General features: G+C 51.5%; 22 protein-coding genes. 12 read left to right on the forward strand and 10 right to left on the reverse strand.

The window, feature by feature from the left end; all coding sequences use genetic code 11:
• The first annotated feature begins 23 nt into the window (after positions 1 to 23).
• From infB to QWF21_RS00755, 11 genes are all read left to right on the forward strand, one after another.
• On the forward strand, positions 24 to 2,705 hold the full coding sequence (gene infB / locus QWF21_RS00700; RefSeq protein WP_330086111.1) for a translation initiation factor IF-2: 2,682 nt from the start codon (positions 24 to 26) through the stop codon (positions 2,703 to 2,705).
• Positions 2,706 to 2,777: 72 nt separating this feature from the next.
• Positions 2,778 to 3,221 carry a 30S ribosome-binding factor RbfA gene (gene rbfA, locus QWF21_RS00705; protein WP_330086112.1) on the forward strand — a complete coding sequence of 148 codons (444 nt, stop codon included), beginning with the start codon at positions 2,778 to 2,780 and terminating at the stop codon, positions 3,219 to 3,221.
• Positions 3,222 to 4,160: a tRNA pseudouridine(55) synthase TruB gene (truB, locus tag QWF21_RS00710; protein WP_330086113.1), complete on the forward strand. Its 939-nt coding sequence runs from the start codon at positions 3,222 to 3,224 to the stop codon at positions 4,158 to 4,160. It abuts the gene before it with no gap.
• Between the two features lie 109 nt (positions 4,161 to 4,269).
• Positions 4,270 to 4,539: a 30S ribosomal protein S15 gene (gene rpsO / locus QWF21_RS00715; RefSeq protein ID WP_330086114.1), complete on the forward strand. Its 270-nt coding sequence runs from the start codon at positions 4,270 to 4,272 to the stop codon at positions 4,537 to 4,539.
• An 81-nt stretch (positions 4,540 to 4,620) separates the two neighbouring features.
• Complete coding sequence (locus QWF21_RS00720; protein WP_330086115.1) at positions 4,621 to 4,890, forward strand: DUF2442 domain-containing protein; 270 nt, start codon at positions 4,621 to 4,623, stop codon at positions 4,888 to 4,890.
• A 411-nt stretch (positions 4,891 to 5,301) separates the two neighbouring features.
• A complete protein-coding gene (locus QWF21_RS00730) occupies positions 5,302 to 5,586 on the forward strand; it encodes a hypothetical protein (RefSeq protein WP_330086116.1) in 285 nt (94 codons plus the stop codon).
• 45 nt (positions 5,587 to 5,631) lie between these two features.
• Positions 5,632 to 5,946, forward strand: coding sequence for a transcriptional regulator (locus tag QWF21_RS00735; protein ID WP_330086397.1), 315 nt, complete (start codon positions 5,632 to 5,634; stop codon positions 5,944 to 5,946).
• Positions 5,939 to 6,238 (forward strand): helix-turn-helix domain-containing protein, encoded by a 300-nt coding sequence (locus QWF21_RS00740; RefSeq protein WP_330086117.1) that lies wholly within the window; start codon positions 5,939 to 5,941, stop codon positions 6,236 to 6,238. Before QWF21_RS00735 ends, QWF21_RS00740 begins: the two co-directional genes overlap by 8 nt.
• A 227-nt stretch (positions 6,239 to 6,465) precedes the next feature.
• Positions 6,466 to 8,589, forward strand: coding sequence for a polyribonucleotide nucleotidyltransferase (pnp, locus tag QWF21_RS00745; RefSeq protein ID WP_330086118.1), 2,124 nt, complete (start codon positions 6,466 to 6,468; stop codon positions 8,587 to 8,589).
• Entirely contained in the window at positions 8,582 to 9,475 is an 894-nt protein-coding gene (gene nlpI / locus QWF21_RS00750) for a lipoprotein NlpI (RefSeq protein ID WP_330086119.1), read from the forward strand. Before pnp ends, nlpI begins: the two co-directional genes overlap by 8 nt.
• Positions 9,462 to 10,751 (forward strand): hypothetical protein, encoded by a 1,290-nt coding sequence (locus QWF21_RS00755; protein ID WP_330086120.1) that lies wholly within the window; start codon positions 9,462 to 9,464, stop codon positions 10,749 to 10,751. The genes nlpI and QWF21_RS00755 overlap by 14 nt, the downstream gene beginning before the upstream one ends.
• Here QWF21_RS00755 and QWF21_RS00760 read toward each other — a convergent pair.
• The gene (locus QWF21_RS00760) at positions 10,663 to 11,052 is read right to left on the reverse strand and encodes a PilZ domain-containing protein (RefSeq protein ID WP_330086121.1); all 390 of its coding nucleotides are present in this window, start codon (positions 11,050 to 11,052) and stop codon (positions 10,663 to 10,665) included. The two genes, QWF21_RS00755 and QWF21_RS00760, sit on opposite strands and share 89 nt — an antisense overlap.
• 110 nt (positions 11,053 to 11,162) lie before the next feature.
• Here QWF21_RS00760 and QWF21_RS00765 point away from each other — a divergent pair, with 110 nt between their 5' ends.
• Positions 11,163 to 12,683: a sensor domain-containing diguanylate cyclase gene (locus QWF21_RS00765; protein WP_330086122.1), complete on the forward strand. Its 1,521-nt coding sequence runs from the start codon at positions 11,163 to 11,165 to the stop codon at positions 12,681 to 12,683.
• Here the strand turns inward: QWF21_RS00765 and lipA are convergent, their stop codons facing one another.
• The 9 genes from lipA to rsfS all read right to left on the reverse strand — a co-directional run bounded on the left by lipA (position 12,684) and on the right by rsfS (position 20,611).
• On the reverse strand, positions 12,684 to 13,667 hold the full coding sequence (lipA, locus tag QWF21_RS00770; RefSeq protein WP_330086123.1) for a lipoyl synthase: 984 nt from the start codon (positions 13,665 to 13,667) through the stop codon (positions 12,684 to 12,686).
• Positions 13,660 to 14,322 (reverse strand): lipoyl(octanoyl) transferase LipB, encoded by a 663-nt coding sequence (gene lipB, locus QWF21_RS00775; protein WP_330086124.1) that lies wholly within the window; start codon positions 14,320 to 14,322, stop codon positions 13,660 to 13,662. Before lipB ends, lipA begins: the two co-directional genes overlap by 8 nt.
• On the reverse strand, positions 14,322 to 14,603 hold the full coding sequence (ybeD, locus tag QWF21_RS00780) for a DUF493 family protein YbeD (protein ID WP_330086125.1): 282 nt from the start codon (positions 14,601 to 14,603) through the stop codon (positions 14,322 to 14,324). The genes lipB and ybeD overlap by 1 nt, the downstream gene beginning before the upstream one ends.
• An 83-nt stretch (positions 14,604 to 14,686) precedes the next feature.
• Complete coding sequence (locus tag QWF21_RS00785) at positions 14,687 to 15,838, reverse strand: serine hydrolase (protein ID WP_330086126.1); 1,152 nt, start codon at positions 15,836 to 15,838, stop codon at positions 14,687 to 14,689.
• A gap of 38 nt (positions 15,839 to 15,876) precedes the next feature.
• Positions 15,877 to 16,779: a septal ring lytic transglycosylase RlpA family protein gene (locus QWF21_RS00790; protein WP_330086398.1), complete on the reverse strand. Its 903-nt coding sequence runs from the start codon at positions 16,777 to 16,779 to the stop codon at positions 15,877 to 15,879.
• Positions 16,780 to 16,794: 15 nt separating this feature from the next.
• A complete protein-coding gene (gene rodA, locus QWF21_RS00795) occupies positions 16,795 to 17,913 on the reverse strand; it encodes a rod shape-determining protein RodA (protein ID WP_330086127.1) in 1,119 nt (372 codons plus the stop codon).
• Entirely contained in the window at positions 17,910 to 19,772 is a 1,863-nt protein-coding gene (mrdA, locus tag QWF21_RS00800) for a penicillin-binding protein 2 (protein WP_330086128.1), read from the reverse strand. Before mrdA ends, rodA begins: the two co-directional genes overlap by 4 nt.
• A 2-nt stretch (positions 19,773 to 19,774) precedes the next feature.
• Positions 19,775 to 20,245 (reverse strand): 23S rRNA (pseudouridine(1915)-N(3))-methyltransferase RlmH, encoded by a 471-nt coding sequence (gene rlmH / locus QWF21_RS00805; RefSeq protein ID WP_330086129.1) that lies wholly within the window; start codon positions 20,243 to 20,245, stop codon positions 19,775 to 19,777.
• Between the two features lie 45 nt (positions 20,246 to 20,290).
• Positions 20,291 to 20,611 (reverse strand): ribosome silencing factor, encoded by a 321-nt coding sequence (gene rsfS, locus QWF21_RS00810; protein WP_330086130.1) that lies wholly within the window; start codon positions 20,609 to 20,611, stop codon positions 20,291 to 20,293.
• Positions 20,612 to 20,633: the final 22 nt, after the last annotated feature.

The following is a 20,633-nucleotide window of genomic DNA, read 5'->3' on the forward strand; positions in this document are numbered from 1 at the left end:
GATCAACGGAGGTAACAACCTATATGGCAGATGTCACCATAGAAAAGCTCGCCACAGATGTAAACACAACTGTTGATCGCTTAGTGCAACAATTTGCAGACGCCGGTATCAGTAAAACTGCTGGTGCCATGGTCACTGAAGATGAAAAACGTACCCTGCTGCAACATTTAAGCCGGCAGCATGGTGCGGAGGCGGCGACGCCGTCCAAGCTGACGTTAAAACGCAAAGAGAAAAGCACCCTGAGTATTCCAGGCGGTGCTGGCCGTAATCGTGAAGTGACGGTGGAAGTGCGTAAGCAAAAGACGTACATCAAAAAGCCGATGCTGGATGAGGCCACTTTAAAGGCTCAGGAAGAGGCTCGACTGGCTGAAGAAAAAGCCAAGGCCGAGGCCGAGCGTGCCGAGCGTGAGCGTCAGGAAGCAGAGCGTAAAGCCAAAGCCGAAGCGGAGCGTCGGGCGAAGGAAGAAGCTGAGCGTAAAGCTGCTGAAGCCAAGCGTCGTGAAGAGCAGAAAAAAGACGATCCTGAAGAAGCAGCCCGTCGTGCTGCCCGTGAAGAAGCACGGAAAGAAGCTGAGCGCTTGAAGCAACAGCAAGAAGCGGAAGCTCTGCGTAAGCTGGAGGAAGAAGCGCGCAAACAGGCAGAAGAAGCCAAGCGTTTGGCGGAAGAAAATCGTGAGCGTTGGGAGCAGGAAGAAAAAGCCAAAGGTACTGAAGATGGCGATTATCACCTGACCAGCAACGAATTTGCCAAACAAGCTGAAGACGAAGTCGATGCACGCGAAGAGCGGGCTGGCCGTCGTGGTGCTGCTGCGAAAAAAGTAGCACCGGCCAAAGGCAAAAAGAAAGATGATCGGAATGATCGTGAAGCCTTCAACCGTGCCAACAAACACAGCAAGAAAAAGAAAACCCCGTCCAGCATGCAGCACGGCTTTAACAAGCCAGCTCAGCCGGTTGAGCGTGAGGTCCGTATTGGTGAAACCATTACTGTGGCTGAACTCGCTGCTAAAATGGCGGTAAAAGCGACGGAAGTGATCAAGGCGATGATGAAAATGGGCGCTATGGCGACCATCAATCAGGTGATTGATCAGGAAACTGCGGCCATTGTCTGTGAGGAAATGGGCCATAAGTTCGTGCTGACCAAAGAGAACGAGCTGGAAGAAGCGGTGATGTCTGAGCGTGGCGAGACCGGTGAGCTGGAGCCACGTGCACCGGTAGTGACCGTGATGGGCCACGTTGACCACGGTAAAACCTCGTTACTGGATTACATCCGTAAAGCCAAAGTCGCCGATGGCGAAGCCGGTGGTATTACCCAGCATATCGGTGCTTACCACGTGGATACCGATCGCGGTATGGTGACGTTCCTGGATACCCCAGGTCACGCTGCCTTTACCTCGATGCGGGCCCGTGGTGCCAAAGCAACTGATATCGTAATTCTGGTCGTGGCTGCCGACGATGGCGTCATGCCGCAAACCAAAGAAGCGATCCAGCATGCCAAGGCAGCTGGGGTTCCTTTGATTGTTGCCATCAACAAAATGGATAAGCCAGAAGCCGATCCGGATCGGGTGCGCAACGAATTGTCGCAGTACGATGTTATTTCGGAAGAGTGGGGCGGTGACACCCAGTTCGTGCCAGTGTCTGCCAAAGCGGGTACCGGCATCGACCAGTTGCTGGATGCGGTGCTTGATTTGGCCGAAATTCAGGAACTGACTGCCGTTCGCGCGGGTCTGGCGCGTGGTGTAGTGATTGAATCACGCCTGGATAAAGGTCGTGGTCCGGTTGCTTCCATCCTGGTGCAGGAAGGCACGCTGAATCAGGGCGACGTGGTGCTTTGTGGTTTCGAGTACGGTAAAGTTCGCGCTATGCGTGATGAGAATGGCCGTACCGTCAGCGAAGCTGGCCCGTCCATTCCGGTCGAAATCCTTGGCTTGTCGGGTGTACCGCAGGCTGGTGATGAAGTCACCGTGGTGAAAGACGAGCGTAAAGCCCGTGAAGTCGCACTGTACCGTCAGGGCAAGTTCCGCGATGTGAAACTGGCGCGTCAGCAAAAAGCCAAGCTGGAAAATATGTTTGCCAACATGGCGGAAGGCGATGTGTCTGAACTGAACATCGTACTGAAGGCCGATGTACAGGGCTCTGTGGAAGCCATCACCGAATCACTCAGCAAGCTGTCGACCGATGAAGTCAAAATCAAAATCATCGGCAGTGGTGTGGGTGGTATTACCGAGACCGACGTTAGCCTGGCCGCTGCCTCGCAAGCCATTATTATCGGCTTTAACGTGCGTGCGGATGCGTCAGCCCGCCGTATCGTTGAAGATGAAGGTCTGGATCTGCGTTACTACGGCATCATTTATGAGCTGCTGGATGAAGTGAAGCAGGCGATGACTGGTATGCTGGCCCCTGAGTTCAAACAGCAAATCATTGGTTTGGCACAGGTACGTGATGTGTTCCGCTCACCGAAGTTCGGCGCTATTGCCGGCTGTATCGTCAGTGAAGGCGTGATCAAACGCAATGCCCCTATCCGGGTACTGCGTGATAACGTGGTGATCTACGAAGGCGAGTTGGAGTCACTGCGCCGCTTTAAAGACGATGTCAACGAAGTTCGTAATGGCTTCGAGTGTGGTATCGGTGTGAAAAACTACAACGATGTCCGCGAAGGCGATCAAATCGAAGTCTTTGAGGTGGTTCAGGTCGAACGTACGCTGTAATCCGACCGCTTAATCAGACACCATCAGGGGCTGTGCTTTCTGGTGGTGTTTGTTTTTTTAAAGGAAAAAAAGATGGCACACAAAGAGTTTTCCCGTGTCGACCGGCTGTCGCAGCAGCTGCAAAAAGAGCTGGCCGTGATCCTGCAGCGCGAAATCAAAGATCCCCGTTTGCACCATATGATTACGGTGTCGCAGGTCGATGTGTCGCGCGATTTATCCTACGCCAAAATTTACGTCACTTTTCTTGGCCTGGAGCAGGACAAGGTAAAAGACAACCTGAAGATCTTAAACGATGCCAAAGGTTTTATCCGCGGTCTGATTGGCAAGCGGATCCAAACCCGCATCGTGCCTCAGGTGCAGTTTTACTACGACAGCACGCTGGATGAAGGCATTCGTCTGACCGCGTTGGTCGAGTCTGCCCGTCGCGCCGATGAAGCCAAGCGTCCGGCTGGTGCTGCCGATGATGCCGCAGAGCATGACACTGATAACACGACTGAGTCCGACAAGCAGGATTAAATGACACAGCAACACAAACGCCGTGCCGTCGACGGCATTCTGCTTTTAGACAAGCCGCTGGAATTTACCAGCAATGGTATTTTGCAAAAGGTACGCTGGCTGTATCAGGCGCAAAAAGCCGGCCATACCGGTGCGCTGGATCCACTGGCCAGTGGCTTACTACCGATTTGTTTTGGCGAAGCCACCAAGTTCAGTCAGTTTTTGCTGGATACCGATAAAACCTATCTGGTCAGCGCCCGTTTTGGCATCCGTACCGATACCAGCGATGCAGCCGGTGAGGTGGTCAGTACCCGGCCGGTGGCGTTCAACCAGCAGCAGCTGGAGCAGGCGATGCAGGCCTTTCGGGGCGATATTCTGCAGGTGCCAACCATGTTTTCGGCGCTGAAATACCAGGGCCAGCCGCTGTACAAGTACGCCCGGCAGGGCATCACGGTACCGCGCGAAGCCAGACCGATCAGCATTTTTCGTTTTGAGTTGCTGGCCCTGCGCCAAAGCAGCGATCAAACTGACGCCGATTTTATAGTGCATTGCAGCAAAGGAACCTATATCCGCACCCTGATTGATGATTTGGGCGAAGCCTTAGGCTGCGGCGCTTATGTCAGTGCTTTGCACCGTACTCAGGTCGGGCCTTTTCAGGCCGAAGCCATGCAGCCACTGCCTAAACTGGAAGCCCTGGCAGAGCCGTGCCATCAAAGCCGTGATTTTTCGGAATTGGATCAACTGCTGCTGCCACTCGATGCGGCCTTGCACGGTCTGGAGGCCTTAACCCTAAGCGCCGAGCAGCAACGCCGTATTGCCCACGGCCAAAGTTTTGGCTGCGAGCTGCCGGATGCCGAAGCGGTGCGCTTGTACAGTGCTGAGCAGCAATTTTTAGGCATTGGCAAACGGGAGCAGGGCGAGCTGAAACCGCGGCGTTTGCTAAGTACCAACAAGCAATAAAGCTTGTAAAGCCGTACCGGCATGGTACAATGCGCCCGCTTTTTATTGTTGGCTGAATGAGTGATCGGCGGCAATACATTCATTAACTCACTCAGAATTGGAGTACACCATGGCTTTAACTGCTGCTGAAAAAGCAAAAATCGTTGCGGATTACGCACAAAAAGAAGGTGACACAGGTTCACCAGAAGTACAGGTTGCTTTGCTGACTGCAAACATCAACCACCTGCAAGGTCACTTTGCTGATCACAAGCACGATTTCCACTCACGCCGCGGTCTGCTGCGTATGGTTAGCCAGCGTCGTAAATTGCTGGATTACCTGAAAGGCAAAGATCAAAACCGTTACGCTGATTTGATCAAGCGTCTTGGCCTGCGTCGTTAATTCAACGCAAAGAATAAGGGCTGAATTTCAGCCCTTTTTTTATGCCTGAAAATCAGCATTCACACACCGCTGGAGTGCATTATGTTGCATATTAAATCTGCAAAATACGTGGCTGATTACACCATTTGGGTCGCGTTTGATGATGGTACTGCTGGAGAAATCAATCTGGATGGTGAACTAAACGGACCTGTATTTGAACCGCTGAAGGATATTGCTGTTTTCCGAAAGGTATCGGTTGATCCAGAGCTTGAGACCGTTGTTTGGCCGAACGGCGCAGATCTGGCTCCAGAGTTTCTAAAAGGACTACATAACATGCAAAGCCAGCCGAAGCGGACTGCGCAGCTGCTTTGAGCGCTTCCAGCCTGGCATGCATTTGACGTTAGATTGGCATACAAATGTCGTATCAGAATGAGGAGGTTGTGCCTTAAAGTCAAAGCTGACATGACAAAAGGTGCTCAAAAATGGAAATGAAAATTAACTCTGAAATTGTTATAAAAAAAAAGAAAAGACAAAGCGTGGAGCCAGCAGCATTTAGCTGATGTTTGTGACGTAAGCTTAAGGACCATTCAACGAGCAGAAAATGAAGGCAATGCTTCCTATGAGACGCAAAAAGCGCTGTGCTCGGCTTTTGGAATCGATGTCAAAGACATCGCTTTAAGAGAGAACAAAGGAGGTGGTAAAAAACGACCTACTCCTACAAAGAAGCCTATCTTTATTCTGAGTTTTGTATTTGCACTGTTTGGAAGTGCTCTGGTTGCTACGGTGTCAACTGCGTCCACGGGGGTGATAGTTCAAGCAGAATCAGTGGTTGTATCACAGGACCAAAACATCGTAACTTATTCTGGTGATGTGATTGTGCTCATTCCTGAAAAAGAGCCTTTCGAAATGTCTCTAATAAAGAGTGCTCTCGTTACCGATGAGCCTAATCAGTTTAATTTGAGAATCATCAATAGAAATATGGAGTTACTGCTTTTAGATCCTCAAATAACAAAAGTAGACAAAGAAATTATGATCACTACTTCAAAATTACAAACAACGCGTATTTAAAAGTTTGAACCTTGCGGATATACGTCAATGACGTATAATGTTGGTATGTTTACCATCATCGAAACCCCTACATTCGAAGTGGATGCCAGAAAAATCTGGACAGAAGAGGAACGAAATTCGTTTTTCGCTTGGTTGGCGGCTAATCCTGAGGTCGGCGCTCCCATTCCTGGCAGTGGTGGTTGTAGAAAGGTTCGTTGGTCGGTTGCGGGGGCAGGGAAGCGCGGTGGGGTGCGAGTCATTTACTTCACCAAGATGGCTAATGGTGAAATCTGGTTATTAGTGATCTACAAAAAAGCCGTGAAGGAAAATATACCCGCACATATCCTGAAGGCAGTTCGTGAGGTACTGGAAAATGAGTAGCGAGATATTGAGTGCAGAGGAACTAGGGAACAAGTTGCTCCAATCCGTTAAAGAAATGAAAGCTGGCAAAGTGGCCCGAACTACCCGTGTTGAGCCCAACGAGGTTGCAAAGGCGCGGGGCAAGACTGGCCTTACCCAGGTTGAATTTGCTGAGGTACTGCATATTTCCCCGCGTACCTTGCAAGAATGGGAGCAAGGCCGTCGCCAACCCTCTGGTCCTGCAAAAGCATTGATCGAGATTGCTTTCCGCCATCCCGAAGTTATTCGGGAAGACCTTGCACTTAAGGGGTAACAACCAATTATAGCGCCTGCTATAACTCTCCCCTATTCAAGCAACTTGCAACACTCACTGTGCCAGCAAGAGGCACGGTGTGGCTTGAACTGACTGCCGATTATGTCAATCCGATGAAACCTTGGCCCACTGCTTCTTTTTCCCGCGCTGAACGCGTATACTAGCCAGGAATGAAATGAAAACAGATAGAATGCGCCATGAGGCGTTAATTGTAAGGAAAATCCCACGTGACACCCATCATTAAATCTTTCCCGTTCGGCCAACACACTTGTACTTTAGAAACCGGCGTTATCGCCCGTCAGGCCGACGCAGCTGTTTTGGCCAGCATTGGTGATACCACCGTACTGGTCACTGTAGTTGGTAAAAAACAACCAAAACCAGGTCAGGACTTTTTCCCACTGACCGTAAATTATCAAGAAAAAATGTACGCTGCTGGCCGTGTGCCTGGCGGTTTCTTCAAGCGTGAAGGCCGGCCGTCTGAGGGTGAAACCCTGACATCGCGCCTGATCGACCGCCCAATTCGTCCGCTGTTCCCTGAAGGCTTCACCAACGAAGTTCAGGTGATTGCGACTGTGGTCTCTGTGCAGCCTGAAATCCAGCCGGATATCGTGGCTTTGATCGGTACCTCCGCGGCGCTGGCGCTGTCTGGTATTCCGTTTGCTGGCCCTATCGGTGCCGCCCGGGTTGGTTACATCAACGACCAGTACGTGCTGAACCCATCAGAAGTAGAGCTGAAAGAAAGCAAGCTGGACCTTGTAGTCGCTGGTACCAACAATGCCGTGCTGATGGTGGAATCCGAAGCCAACCTGCTGTCGGAAGACATCATGTTGGGCGCTGTGGTCTACGGCCATGAGCAAATGCAGGTCGCTATCACTGCCATCAACGAACTGAAAGCCGAAGCTGGCAAGCCAGTTTGGGATTGGCAACCTCCGGCGAAGAACGAGCCGTTGATTGAAAAAATCCGCAGCCTGTCTGCCGACGCTGTGGGCGAAGCTTACCGCATTACTGAAAAAGCCAAACGCTATGAGCGCGTTGGCGAAATCAAAGCAGAGCTGATCGCTAGCTTAAAAGAGCAACTGGCCGAAGGCGAGACGCTGGATGAAAACGAAGTTGGCGAGATTTTCCATAACCTGGAAAGCCAGGTCGTGCGTAGCCGCATCATTGCCGGTGAGCCGCGCATCGATGGCCGTGAGCCGGATATGGTACGTGCCCTGAGCGTGATGACCGGTGTACTGCCACGTACCCACGGTTCTTCACTCTTCACCCGTGGTGAAACTCAGGCGCTGGTTACCTGTACTTTAGGTACCGCCCGTGATGCACAGAACGTCGATGACTTGCTGAGCGAGAAAAAAGACTACTTCATGCTGCATTACAACTTCCCTCCGTACTGTGTGGGCGAGACTGGCATGGTCGGTTCACCGAAGCGTCGCGAAATCGGTCACGGCCGTTTAGCCAAGCGTGGTGTGCAAGCGGTAATGCCAGCTTTTGACGAGTTCCCGTACACGGTTCGTCTGGTATCTGAAATCACCGAATCGAACGGCTCCAGCTCGATGGCGTCTGTTTGTGGTTCTTCACTGGCGATGATGGATGCCGGTGTACCGATTAAAGCCTCTGTGGCCGGTATTGCCATGGGTCTGGTAAAAGAAGGCGATAACTTTGTCGTACTGTCCGATATTCTGGGTGACGAAGATCACCTGGGTGATATGGACTTTAAAGTAGCCGGTACTGCCGAAGGCATCACTGCGCTGCAGATGGACATTAAAATTGATGGCATTACCCGTGACATCATGCAAATTGCGTTAAAGCAAGCCAAAGCGGCTCGTTTGCACATTCTGCAAGTGATGGATCAGGCGATTTCTTCGCACCGTGAAGAGCTGTCTGAGCATGCGCCACGTATCTACACCTTAAGCATCAACCCGGAAAAAATCCGTGATGTGATTGGTAAAGGTGGTGCTGTGATCCGTCAGATCACCGAAGAGTCTGGCTGTACCATCGAAATCGAAGACGACGGCACGGTCAAAGTAGCTGCCACCAACAGCAAGCAGGCACAGGTTGCGATCGATAAGATCATGCTGATCACTGCTGAGCTGGAAGTGGGGCGGATCTACGACGGTGAAGTAGTCCGTATCGTAGACTTCGGTGCCTTTGTTAATGTGCTGCCTGGCAAAGACGGCCTGGTCCACATTTCACAAATCGCGGAAGAGCGGGTGAATACTGTATCGGATCATTTGACCTTGGGCCAGAAGGTCAAGGTCAAAGTGCTGGAAGTGGATAAGCAAGGACGGGTTCGCCTGAGCATCAAAGAAGCACAAAGCAAGCAGGATGCACCTGCTGAATCTGCTGATGCCTAAGTCTATCCAGCTGTGTGTCCTGGCAGCAGCTTTGCTGCTGGGACTGACTGGCTGTGCAACTCAGCACAGCCATGCTCCTGCCTACTGGTTAACGCCAGAACCTTTGCCTGTTCCAGAGCGAACTGAAGTGGCCATTGCCCGTTTGACGGAAATTCTGCATCGCGCGGAATTGACGGAACAGCAATCGGCGCAATTGCACTATGATCGTGGAGTGATGTACGAAAGTGTTGGCCTGACATCACTGGCGCGCTTTGACTTTATGCGGGCATTACGGTTGCAGCCGGATCTGGCGGGTGCTTATAACTTCATGGGCATTCACTACACCCTGGCCGGTAACTTTGATCAAGCCTATGAGGCTTTTGACTCTGTGTTGGAACTGGACCCAGGTTACGAATTTGCTTATTTAAACCGGGCGCTGGCCCTGTACTACGCCGGCCGTATTGATTTGTCCTTGTACGACTTTGTAGAGTTTCAGCAGCGTGATGTGACCGATCCATACCGGGCAGTCTGGTTGTTTCTGGCTCAGTCGGAATTGGATCCTGCTACAGCGGCAGAGCAGCTGGCTATGCAGCGCGCGACTCTGAATGACAACAACTGGGGGACTCAGTTAGCGGATTTCTTTTTAGGACGCCTGAGTGAAGCCGACTTGTTGTATAGCGTCACCAATGAACTGACCAGCCAGAAGCAACTGGCAGAGCGTTTGTGTGAGGCTTATTTTTATCTGGCCAAATGGCACAGCATGCAAGGAGATACCGAGCGTGCCATACATAACTTTAAGCTGTCGCTGGCCACCAATGTGTTCGAGTTCCTCGAGCATCGCTATGCCCGGCTGGAGTTAGCCCGGTTGCGTGATGAACCTCTGAGCGTGGAAGATGAGTTCTTCTAAACTCAACCGTTGTTTATCGAAAAGCCAGCTTGCTGGCTTTTTTGCTCTTGGTTTGCTGCTGGGGTGCCAGCCACAACAGCCCAGCCCGGAACAAGCACTGATGGATGCTGCTCATCAGGATGCCGAAGCAGCTTACCGGCTGGCACAACGGCGCTTGGCCCGGCAAGAGTTGGATGCAGCATTGCACTGGTTTGAACATGCCTGGGTACTGGGGCAAAATGCTGCCGCAACACCTGCCTTGATGCTAAGGCAGCGCCAGTCAGGAAAATTAGCAACAGCTCAGTGGTTGGAGCAGCAACTGCAAATGCAGCAATTAAGCGAGCAGGGGCTTGAGCTGGCGGAACTTGGCCTTTGGCACTTACAGCCGCAACAAAGCATGGATTGGCCTTTTTGGCAGCAGCAAGGCCTGACCGACCAACCTGGCTGGCAGCCCGAGCTGGGCTGTCAGTTGACCATTCAGCCTGTTGCCGTTAATGCCGCTGCTGCCGAGCAGTGGTTAAGCTTACAGCAGGCCTGGCAACAGGATACGCAATTGGCGCAGCTACCGGTCTGCTTTAGCGCACTGCAATTGGTGAGCAGTACTGAGCTTGCCTGCAGCGAAAGCTCTGACAGCCGCATAGCTTGCGATTATCAACAGTTGGTCCCCTATATTCGCGATCACCGGGCGCAGCAACTGGTCATTCTGGCAGGGCGTGGCAAGGCCAGCTACAACAATGGCATTATTCAGTTGCCGGAACGTGCTGAACTGTCGTTGCTGCGGCATGAGTTTTTACACATTTTCCGCTTTATGGACGAATACGCTTTACCGCCGGCAGCGGCAGCTGAAGTCTGCCAGCCTGAGCAGATCTATCCGAATATTCTGATAGGAAAGGAGCAACTACCTGCCTACCAACAACACTGGGGCCGGTTGCCTGAGCCTTTGGTGCTCACTCCGGTAGCCACTTGTTTGCATAGCCCTTATCAGGCCTACCGGCTAATCGCTGAAAGCAACAGCATGGAGTTTTATCAGCTGGATTTACCGGATTATTATCTGCAGTTGGTGCAGCAACAATTAAAGCAACCGGAGTTGCTGATGCCGGTACAATATTATCTGGCCTATAAAGCACGCGTGCATGGTTGGAAAGCAGACTGGTGGCGTTTAATGCAATTAGCAGAACTGTTGGGCTATCCGGATGCCAGCCGGCTGCTTAGTCAGCGTGGCTTAACTCCGATAACTCCCGCTCCAGTAACTGATCATCGCCCAGATTTAACTGCACCAGCCGCTTTAAGTGACTGATGCTGTCCAGATCGATTTTTTCACAGTGCAGGCCTAGTAGTTGCTCGGTTTGATGCGCTACCCGAGCCTGCATCACAATGCAGAGAGCGCTGTCTTGCAGTGGGAAATGTAACTCCAGCAAGTCTGTTTCGCTGGGAAAATCTGCTGGTCTTGCAACCAAAGCACCCTTGAGCGATAGATCCAACAGCTCAGTCGCATAAGTGCTAGTAGCCGTTTTAACACTGGCCGGCCCATGAAATGAAATGCGATGAAAGCGGCGGTTATCCATCAAAGTACCCCGTGAAAGAATTTGGTTAAGCATAGCTGGTTCAGTACACATTATCATCTCTTTTACTGCCTGAATTGGCAAACATCGAATCGCTGCAGTACACTTTGGGTATCCGGCATATTTGGCAATCGATAGTGGTGGCTATGAATGTCTATCTGGAGCAGTTGGCGCAGTCGGTAACGACCGCATCGGACCTGGAAAGCCTGACCAGGCCTTTACTGGCTTTGTTGCAGGAAATGACCGGTTTGGACTCCACCTATCTTACCAAAGTTGATCAAACGGCTGGCTTCCAGCAAATTCTCTATGCAATGAATACTGCTGAATTGACCTTGCCTGAAGGTCTTAAAGTCCCCTGGGAAGATACCCTATGTCGTCGGGCTATTTTACAAGAGCGTTTTGTCACTCAGGATGTGCCTGCGATATGGGGCGATTCGGATGCAGCCCGGGAGCTTGGGCTGCAAACCTATGTCAGTGTCCCCGTGTATTTAAGTGATGGTGAGTTGTTTGGTACCCTTTGTGGAGCCAGTGCGGTACCCACCGAAGTCGAGGCCAAACACAGTAAGATTTTACAGCTGTTTGCTCAACTGATTGCCTGGCAGTTGGAACGGGAACGGCAATTGTCGCTGCAATCTCAACGGGCGCAGGATGCGGAGCATCGGTTGCATGGCATGTCATTACTGGCCGAGTTGGGTGATCTGTGTTTATTGGCCAGTTCCTTGACCGAAGTGCTGCAAAAAGCCAGTGTCTTATTGCAGCGTTTGCCCGACTGGCCCCTGGTGCTGCCGTTCCGGCAGCGTGCAGCTAAGGCGGAACTATTGGTAACGCTTAAACTGACGCCTGATCAACATGAAGCCGTGTATTACCTGATCCGCTGTTACAGCAAAAAAGCCATGGAGCAGGGCGAGGTGCTCTGGTTGTGCCAGGAAGAAAATGAAGCGGTCAGTGCCATGCGAGCCATGCTGGGATTAAAACCGACCGGTGCCGTGGCCTGTATTACGGCCGAGAATCATGATGAACTGGAAGGCGGTATTTTATTGCTCAGCCAAAGCGACGACTTACCGGACCCATCCTTAATTCTTAGCTGCACCAATTACCTGTCACTGCTGGCTACCCGCTTATACGACCAAAGCCGTTTGCTGCAAATGAACAAAGAACTCAGTGTGCATGCACTGCATGATCCCTTAACTGGTTTAGCCAACCGGCGTTATTTGCAGGAAAGTTTGCAACGCACCATGGCGCAAAAAAGCCGCCATGGTGGGCAGTTGTTGCTGGCTTTTATTGATTTGGACAAGTTTAAGCAGATCAATGATGAACATGGCCATCAAATCGGGGATGCTTTTTTAGTGGCGCTGGCTAGCCGTCTGCAGGCCGTGATGCGTGAAGGCGATCTGGTAGCGCGCTATGGCGGCGATGAGTTTATTGTGATGGCTTGCCTGGCAGCCGAGGACGATGCCAATCGGGCTAGTAATAGCCTGTCCGTAAAGCTGCAGCAAGCCACCAGCGGTACCTTCGTCTTACAAGGGGTATCGTTGCAATACGCTGGGCCCAGCATTGGCATGGTACTGTGGCAGCCGGGAGGCGCAGATATGGAAAGCCTGATCCAGCAAGCAGATCAGGCCATGTATCAGGTGAAGCAACAGCGCAAGGCGGCTAGCAGGGACTAGTTAAGCAGGGCTAAAGCTGCTGACAATCTCTTCACCAGCAGCCTGGCGATCAGCATGGTAACTGGACCGCACAAAAGGCCCGCAGGCAGCATGTTTAAAGCCCAGCTCATAAGCAATGCGCTTAATTTCATCAAATTCGGCTGGTGGTACATAGCGCTCTACCGGCAAGTGGTGTTTGCTGGGTTGCAGGTACTGACCAACGGTCAGCATATCGACATCGTGCGCCCGCAAGTCTTTTAGTACTTCAATCAGCTCTTCAGTGGTTTCACCAAGACCAACCATCAGGCCGGATTTGGTGGAAATATGCGGGTGGGCTTCTTTGAAACGCTTAAGCAGCTGCAAAGACCATTTGTAATCAGCGCCCGGCCGCGCCAGTTTGTACAGGCGAGGGGCTGTTTCCAGGTTGTGGTTAAACACATCCGGCGGTGTCTGCGTCAGAATATCCAGCGCGGTATCCATGCGGCCACGGAAATCCGGCACCAGCACTTCAATTTTAATGTCCGGGCTGTGCACACGAATTTCGCGGATGCAATCGGCAAAGTGCTGAGCGCCACCGTCGCGCAAGTCATCCCGGTCTACCGAGGTGATGACCACATATTTTAGCTTCATATCCCGGATGGTGAGCGCCAGTTTTTCTGGCTCTTCAGCACTTGGCGGCAACGGCCGGCCATGGGCCACATCGCAAAACGGGCAACGCCGGGTGCAAATGGCCCCTAAAATCATAAAGGTAGCGGTGCCATGGTTAAAGCATTCCGGCAGGTTAGGGCAGGCGGCTTCTTCACAGACCGAATGCAAACCGTGCTTACGCATCGCGCCTTTGATTTCGTCAATGCGCTCGGAGCTTTTTGGCAGTTTGATTTTCAGCCAGTCCGGTTTGCGCAGCATCTGGTCGCGCTCGGTTGGTAACACCTTGATCGGGATCAGCGCCATCTTGTCGGCGTCGCGAAGTTTGACACCGGGTTGCATACGTGCGGTTTTAGTCATGCTGCCTGTCCAATCCTGTATGGTAACGCAGTTCATCACAACCAAGCTTTTGGCTGAACTGCTGAATCAGTTGTTGCTCAATGGTGTTGATAGTCATAGGGCCAAAATCACGGCATTGAATCATCTCCATGCCGGCATAACCACAGGGATTAATGCGGGAAAATGGCGATAAATCCATATCAACATTCAGTGCCAGGCCATGAAAGCTGCAGCCTTTACGAATGCGCAGCCCAAGCGAGGCAATTTTTTTGTTGTCTACATACACTCCAGGTGCATCTGGCTTGGCGTATGCCTGGATCTGAAAGCTGGCTAAAGTATCAATCAGTACTTGCTCCAGTAAGGTCACCAGCTCGCGAACCCCGATTTTCCGTCGCTTTAAATCCAGCAGCACATACACCATTTGCTGACCGGGGCCATGGTAAGTGACCTGTCCGCCCCGATCAACCTGTACCACCGGGATATCTCCAGTGGCCAGAATATGCTCAGCTTTGCCAGCCTGACCCTGGGTAAAGACCGGCTGATGCTGTAAAAACCATAGCTCATCCAGGCTATGCTCATTGCGTTCATCGGTAAAGGCTTGCATGGCCTGCCAAATCGGCAGGTACGGCTGAATACCGAGCTGACGGATGATCAGGGCATTGGTGGTTGTTGTCATTAGAGTACGTAGCGCACCAGTTCCAGTTTACTTAATTCGGTATAAAGTAACTCTATGTGGTCTTTGTCGACGACACGTACGCCGATGGATACGGAGTGATAGTTGCCTTTGGTACTTGGTTTGACGCTGGGGCTGTAATCAGCGGCTTCGGCGTGTTGTTGCAGCACACCAATGATGTCGTCCACCAGGCGTTCATGAGCCACACCCATCACACGAAACTGAACGGTGCAAGGGAAATCAAGCAGTGCATCAAAGTTGGTATTTTTTACAGGGGTAACCATGCCAGGCCTCCAGATCAAACAACCCGGCTATTTTACTGCATTTCGCCGGGTTGTAACAGAGGCAGCTGGTCGAGCGGATGGAATCAGTTAAACTGCATCTTCAGGTAATCCATCATGCGCTTGAAAAAGCCACCGCGCTCTACCGCATCCAGAGTGACCAACGGGTATTCGGCAATAGCTTCGCCGTCCAGGCTAAGCTGCAGGCGGCCAACGACCTGGCCACGCTCAATCGGCGCCACCAATGACTGCTCCAGTTTTACTTCAGTGTGCAAATTACGCTGCTGACCACGAGGAATAGTGATAAGGCTTTGCTGACCAACACCTAAGCGAACGCTATCGGCTTCACCTTGCCAGACACGGGGCTCTGCAAAGACCTGGCTGGCAGGAAAAGGTGTGATGGTTTCAAAGAAGCGAAAGCCATAATTCAGTAACTTTCGGTTTTCCTGGGCACGGATCTGTTCACTTGGTGAGCCCATAACAACCGATATCAGTCGCATATCATCACGGGTTGCCGAAGTAATCAGGCTATAGCCAGCCTCTGAGGTGAAGCCGGTTTTAATGCCATCCACGGCCAGGTTGCGGTCCCATAACAGCGAGTTGCGGTTGTATTGGCGGATATTGTTGTAACTAAACTCACGTTCGGAATAGAGTGCATACATATCCGGTACATCGCGAATCAAGGCTTTGGATAAAATGGCCATATCGCGGGGGGTGGTGCGCTGGTCCGGATGCTGCAGACCATGGCTGTTACCAAAGGTGGTGCTGTGCATGCCCAAGCGCTGAGCATGAGCATTCATCAAATCAACAAAAGCACTCTCGCTACCGGCGATATGCTCTGCCATGGCGACACAGGCATCATTACCTGATTGCACCATAATACCACGATTGAGATCGGCCACGGCTACCTGGGTGCCAACCTCAATAAACATCAGGGAAGAGCCCGGAAAGTTTCGCGCCCAGGCTCGCTCACTGATAGTAACCATATCGGTATCGGCGATGTTGCCACTTTTTAGTTCAGAGCCGATGATGTAGGCAGTCATCATTTTGGTCAGACTGGCCGGCGATAACAACATGTCTGCATTGTGTTCTGATAGAACTTTACCGGTATCATAGTCCAGCAGAATATGTCCTTTTGCATTGATTTCTGGAGGTGCAGGCACTACGGATACAGCCTGAACCTGGGAACAGGCCAGCGCAACAATGATCAATGCAATACAACGGGTAACAGTTTTCATAGCACCTTTTCTTTTATTAACAGTGGAACTTGTCTGAATCAGCCGCAAAGGCGACTGTCGGTAAAATAAGCCGATGGATACAGCTCTGCTTGCAGTTGTTGCAACCAGTCCTGGGCCTGAGAGCGATCAGCAATAGGACCCACCAGCAAACGGAAAATTCCGTTATGGTGACTTATTTTGGTGGTAAAAGCCAGTTGCTGCTCTATTTGCTGGCCGAGCTCACTGGCTCTTTGGTCGTTTTGACTGGCAAAGACCTGAATGTAGCAAGAGCCGGCAACTTGTGCTGGTGCTGTGGTTGCCGTTACGGGTTCGATAGCAACCAGGTTTTCAGTAAACTCTGGCCGGGCAGCAGCTACCAACACTTCGGAATCAGCACTTTGGTTCACCATTGCCGGCGATGCTATCAGCTCAACCTGAACTGGCGCTGTACCTTGTTGTAGCATGCCTAATTTATGGGCAGCGGCGTAGGATAAATCAATAATACGCTCCTGATGAAAAGGGCCGCGATCGTTCACCCGGACGATGGCGCTTTGCTGGTTGACCAGGTTCGTGACCCGGACATAGGAGGGCAAGGGCAGTGTTTTATGGGCCGCACTCATGCTGAACATATCATACACCTCCCCATTAGAGGTTTTATGGCCATGAAACTTCATGCCATACCAGGAGGCGATGCCAGTTGCTTTGTACTCGGTCAAATCAGTTTTCGGCTGGTAATCAACACCAAAAATCCGGTAGGCGTGATTTCCACCCCGACTTAGTGGTTGAATGCTGGGTTCAGGATCGGTCATTTCCAGCAGTGAAGGCAAGCGATCCGGTTTATGGTCTTGTTCAAACTGATAGCGGCCGGCATTGGGAGACACATGGTCATTATTTGCCGGGCGATGGCTACAAGCAGCCAGGGTGAGTAAACAAAGCGACAGAGTCAGACAACGAAGATGCATCACAAAAACTCCTGTTTATGAGGATGCTAAAATACGCTTGTGAGTACTGATTGACATCAGAATACCAAAAGCCGCCAGCAATGTAACCATGGAGGTACCGCCGTAGCTGATCAGGGGCAGTGGCACACCAACCACCGGTAAGAGCCCGGATACCATACCAATGTTAACAAATACATAGACAAAAAAGGTCATGGTTAAGCTACCTGCGACTAGCTTGGAAAAACTGTCCTGTGCCCGGATAGCCAACAGCATGCAGCGGCCAATCACAAACAGATACAGGCTCACCAGCAGGACCACTCCCATCAGGCCGAATTCTTCGCTTAACACGGAAAAAATAAAATCGGTATGACGCTCTGGCAAAAACTCAAGTTGGGACTGAGTGCCTTGCAACCAGCCTTTACCTTGCAAGCCACCAGAGCCAATGGCAATTTTGGATTGAATGATGTGATAGCCCGAGCCGAGCGGGTCGGTTTCCGGATTTAAAAAGGTCAGTACCCGGCGCTTTTGGTAGTCATGCATCACAAAAAACCACATGACGGGTAAAAACGAAGAAATTAACAGCCCGATAAATGCGATCAGGCGCCAGCTCATGCCGGCTAAAAACAGCACCATAATACCTGAAGTGGCTATCAGCAGCGCAGTTCCCAGATCGGGTTGTTTGGCAATTAGTAAGGTGGGAACCACACACATCACAAAGCCTACCAGTAAACGCCAAATTTTGGGCGGCAGGTTATGATTGGAAATAAACCAGGCAATGGCCAGCGGTACGGCCAGCTTCATGAGTTCAGATGGCTGAAAACGGATAAAACCAAGGTTTAGCCAGCGCTGAGCACCTTTGCCTACTTCTCCAACCAGCAAGACGGCGATCAGCATCAATAAACCGAGGATAAAAACCGGCAAGCCCCAGCGTTTATAGGTTAACGGACTGATTTGGGCAAACACCACCATCACCGCTAAAGCCAAACCAAGCCGGATCAGTTGTGCCTGCATCATCGCCTGGCTTTGGCCACTGGCACTGTACAATACCACCAGACCAAAACCCATCAACGCCAATAAGCCGAGCAGTAAAGGTGCATCGATATGAAAAATAGCCAGGCCGCGTGGCCGCTGAGATTCGCTGATTACATCATTCACTGATTCACCCCAGCGCTGAAATAGTAGTCAAAAAGTTGGCGGGCGACAGGGGCTGCGGTGCTGCCACCACCACCGGTATTTTCTACCACTATGGCAACCACAATGGTGGGATCTTCTGCCGGCGCATAACCAATATACATGGCATTATCCCGGTGCTGCTCCTGCAAGGCATCCGCATCGTATTTAGCATCTTGGGCAATGCCTACTATCTGGGCTGTTCCTGTTTTCCCACCGGAGCTGTAATTAGTCCTCTGAAAAGCGCGAAACGCGGTGCCCTCTCTGGTGTTTACCGTTTGTTCCATGGCATCCAGAATTACTTGCCAATGCTGTGGGTCCTGGATACGAACCGCCTGCTCACGTTGATAGGAGACAGCTTCAAACTCGCCTTGAAAGCGCGTGCCCTGCAATAAAGTTGGCACTACACTGTCACCACGGTTGACCAGGATGGCGGTACTGGTGGCTAACTGCAGTGGGGTAGCAGTCCAATAGCTCTGGCCAATTCCCAGTGAGACGGTATCACCGGGAAACCAAGGCTGATTATAGCGAGCTCGTTTCCAACCACGAGATGGCATAATGGCGGCAGACTCTTCGTGGATATCAATACCAGTGCGCTGGCCAAAACCAAATTGCTTCATCGAATCCGAAATGGCATCAATACCTAACCGGACAGCCATATCGTAAAAGTAGGTGTCATTACTTTGGATAATGGCGCCGTACACATTGACCCAACCTTGGCCATGTCGGCGCCAATTACGAAAGCGACGTGAATAGTTTGGGAGCTGATAATAGCCAGGATCCCAGATGCGGCTGCTTGGCGTGATGATGCCCTGATCCAAACCAATTAAAGCCAGATGGGGTTTAATGGTCGATGCGGGGGGATAAATACCTTGCGTCACCCGGTTAATCAATGGCCGATCAAAAGAGTTGAGCAGAGCGTTGTAGTTGGTACTACTGATACCATGTACAAACAAATTGGGATCGTAACCCGGGTTGCTGTAAAAAGCCAACACTGCTCCGGTACGTGGATCCAGTGCGACCACGGCACCTCGCAGACCTTCCAGTGCCTGCTGTGCGGTCAACTGCAAGCCAACATCCAGACTCAATATCAGATCCTGACCTGAAATGGCTGGATCCGAGCGCAGGGTACGAATGACCCGACCACGATTGTTGACTTCGACTTCCTGATAACCAACACTGCCGTGCAGCAATCGCTCGTAATAGCGCTCCAGGCCAATTTTGCCAATATGACGGCTGGCAGCATAGTTCGCCGCCAGCTCCTGCTCGCGAAGCCGTTGCAGGTCATTGCTATTGATACGGCCAATGTAACCTATCGAGTGGGTGAACAGATCACCAAAAGGGTAGGTGCGGCTTAGACGGGCCTCTAAAGTAACCCCTGGAAAGCGGTGTTGATTAACGGCGAGGATGGCTACTTCCTGCTCACTGAGTTGCTCTTTTAAAGCGATGCTATTGAAGCGGCGTTGACGACGCACATCCTGCAGAAAGCTTTCTTGCAGCTCCGGGCTGATATCAATGAGCTTAGCTAGTTCCGCCAGTGTTTGCTCTATATCAGCCACTTGCTCCGGGATGATCTCCAGTGAATGTACCGGGGTATTTTCCGCCAGCAAAATGCCGTTTCTGTCGTAAATTAGCCCTCGATTGGGAGCTACCGGCACCACCTTGATGCGGTTCCCCTCTGAGCGGGTTTGATACTCATGGTACGAACGTATCTGTAAATGATACTGATTGAATAACACCACCATGAAGGATAACACCACGATGGAAAAAGCCACCAAAGCGCGACGTTTGAACAACAAGGCTTCGGCGGCATGATCCTGGATGGCTTCTCGCTGTCGGCGCATAGTCACTCGCGATGGTAGGGGTGATTGGTACAAATACTCCAGGCCCGGTACAAGCTTTCAGCCAGTACTACCCGCACCAGGGGATGCGGTAGGGTCAGAGCCGATAGCGACCACTTGGCCTCACTGGCTGCCATGCATTCGGGGGCCAAGCCTTCAGGGCCTCCGATCAGCAGACAAACATCGCGGCCATCCAGCTGCCACTGGGTAAGCTGGCTGGCCAGGGTAGGGCTATCCCAGTTCTTACCGGTTACTTCCAGTGTGACAATGCGAGCTCCTTTAGGTACAGCAGCCAGCATTTTTTCCCCTTCTTGCTGCAAAATACGTTTGATATCGGCATTTTTGCCGCGTTTTTGTGCAGGGATTTCAATCAGCTCCAATGGCAGATCACGCGGAAAACGCCGGGCATATTCCTGATACCCACTTTGTACCCAGGCTGGCATTTTGCTACCCACAGCAATCAGTATCAGCTTCATGCTGGTGCTAGTCCTGCTGTGGCAAAGCGTTAATCTGCATGGTTTTTAAGCGCTCCAGAGCTTTTCCAACTGATAAAAGCTGCGGGTATCGTCCAGCATGACATGCACCACCACATCGCCTAAATCCAGCAGAACCCATTCACCGGCTTTGTCGCCTTCAATACCCATAATGTCTATGCCAGCTTGCTTGCTTTCAAGAGCCACATGATCGGCGATGGATTTGGTATGGCGGTTGGAGGTACCGGAACAAATGACCATGAAATCAGTAATACTGGATTTTCCGCGAACATCCAGTGTGACAATATCGCGGCCTTTCATATCTTCAACTTTTTGCTGCACAAAACTAAGTAATTCGCTACTTTGCACCTGTTTTCCTTTATCACGGGGT

It is taken from the genome of Alkalimonas mucilaginosa, assembly GCF_036327005.1.
Lineage (GTDB): Bacteria > Pseudomonadota > Gammaproteobacteria > Enterobacterales > Alteromonadaceae > Alkalimonas > Alkalimonas mucilaginosa.

Bases quoted from the DNA above. Each gene is read 5' to 3' on its own strand.
- rpsO (WP_330086114.1), top strand. From the start codon at position 4,270: ATGGCTTTAACTGCTGCTGAAAAAGCAAAAATCGTTGCGGATTACGCA.
- lipB (WP_330086124.1), bottom strand. From the start codon at position 14,322: ATGACAACAACCACCAATGCCCTGATCATCCGTCAGCTCGGTATTCAG.
- truB (WP_330086113.1), top strand. From the start codon at position 3,222: ATGACACAGCAACACAAACGCCGTGCCGTCGACGGCATTCTGCTTTTA.
- QWF21_RS00735 (WP_330086397.1), top strand. From the start codon at position 5,632: ATGTTTACCATCATCGAAACCCCTACATTCGAAGTGGATGCCAGAAAA.
- mrdA (WP_330086128.1), bottom strand. From the start codon at position 19,772: ATGCGCCGACAGCGAGAAGCCATCCAGGATCATGCCGCCGAAGCCTTG.
- infB (WP_330086111.1), top strand. From the start codon at position 24: ATGGCAGATGTCACCATAGAAAAGCTCGCCACAGATGTAAACACAACT.
- ybeD (WP_330086125.1), bottom strand. From the start codon at position 14,603: ATGGTTACCCCTGTAAAAAATACCAACTTTGATGCACTGCTTGATTTC.
- QWF21_RS00720 (WP_330086115.1), top strand. From the start codon at position 4,621: ATGTTGCATATTAAATCTGCAAAATACGTGGCTGATTACACCATTTGG.
- QWF21_RS00765 (WP_330086122.1), top strand. From the start codon at position 11,163: ATGAATGTCTATCTGGAGCAGTTGGCGCAGTCGGTAACGACCGCATCG.
- rbfA (WP_330086112.1), top strand. From the start codon at position 2,778: ATGGCACACAAAGAGTTTTCCCGTGTCGACCGGCTGTCGCAGCAGCTG.
- nlpI (WP_330086119.1), top strand. From the start codon at position 8,582: ATGCCTAAGTCTATCCAGCTGTGTGTCCTGGCAGCAGCTTTGCTGCTG.
- QWF21_RS00740 (WP_330086117.1), top strand. From the start codon at position 5,939: ATGAGTAGCGAGATATTGAGTGCAGAGGAACTAGGGAACAAGTTGCTC.
- QWF21_RS00790 (WP_330086398.1), bottom strand. From the start codon at position 16,779: ATGCATCTTCGTTGTCTGACTCTGTCGCTTTGTTTACTCACCCTGGCT.
- rlmH (WP_330086129.1), bottom strand. From the start codon at position 20,245: ATGAAGCTGATACTGATTGCTGTGGGTAGCAAAATGCCAGCCTGGGTA.
- lipA (WP_330086123.1), bottom strand. From the start codon at position 13,667: ATGACTAAAACCGCACGTATGCAACCCGGTGTCAAACTTCGCGACGCC.
- QWF21_RS00760 (WP_330086121.1), bottom strand. From the start codon at position 11,052: ATGCTTAACCAAATTCTTTCACGGGGTACTTTGATGGATAACCGCCGC.
- QWF21_RS00785 (WP_330086126.1), bottom strand. From the start codon at position 15,838: ATGAAAACTGTTACCCGTTGTATTGCATTGATCATTGTTGCGCTGGCC.
- QWF21_RS00755 (WP_330086120.1), top strand. From the start codon at position 9,462: ATGAGTTCTTCTAAACTCAACCGTTGTTTATCGAAAAGCCAGCTTGCT.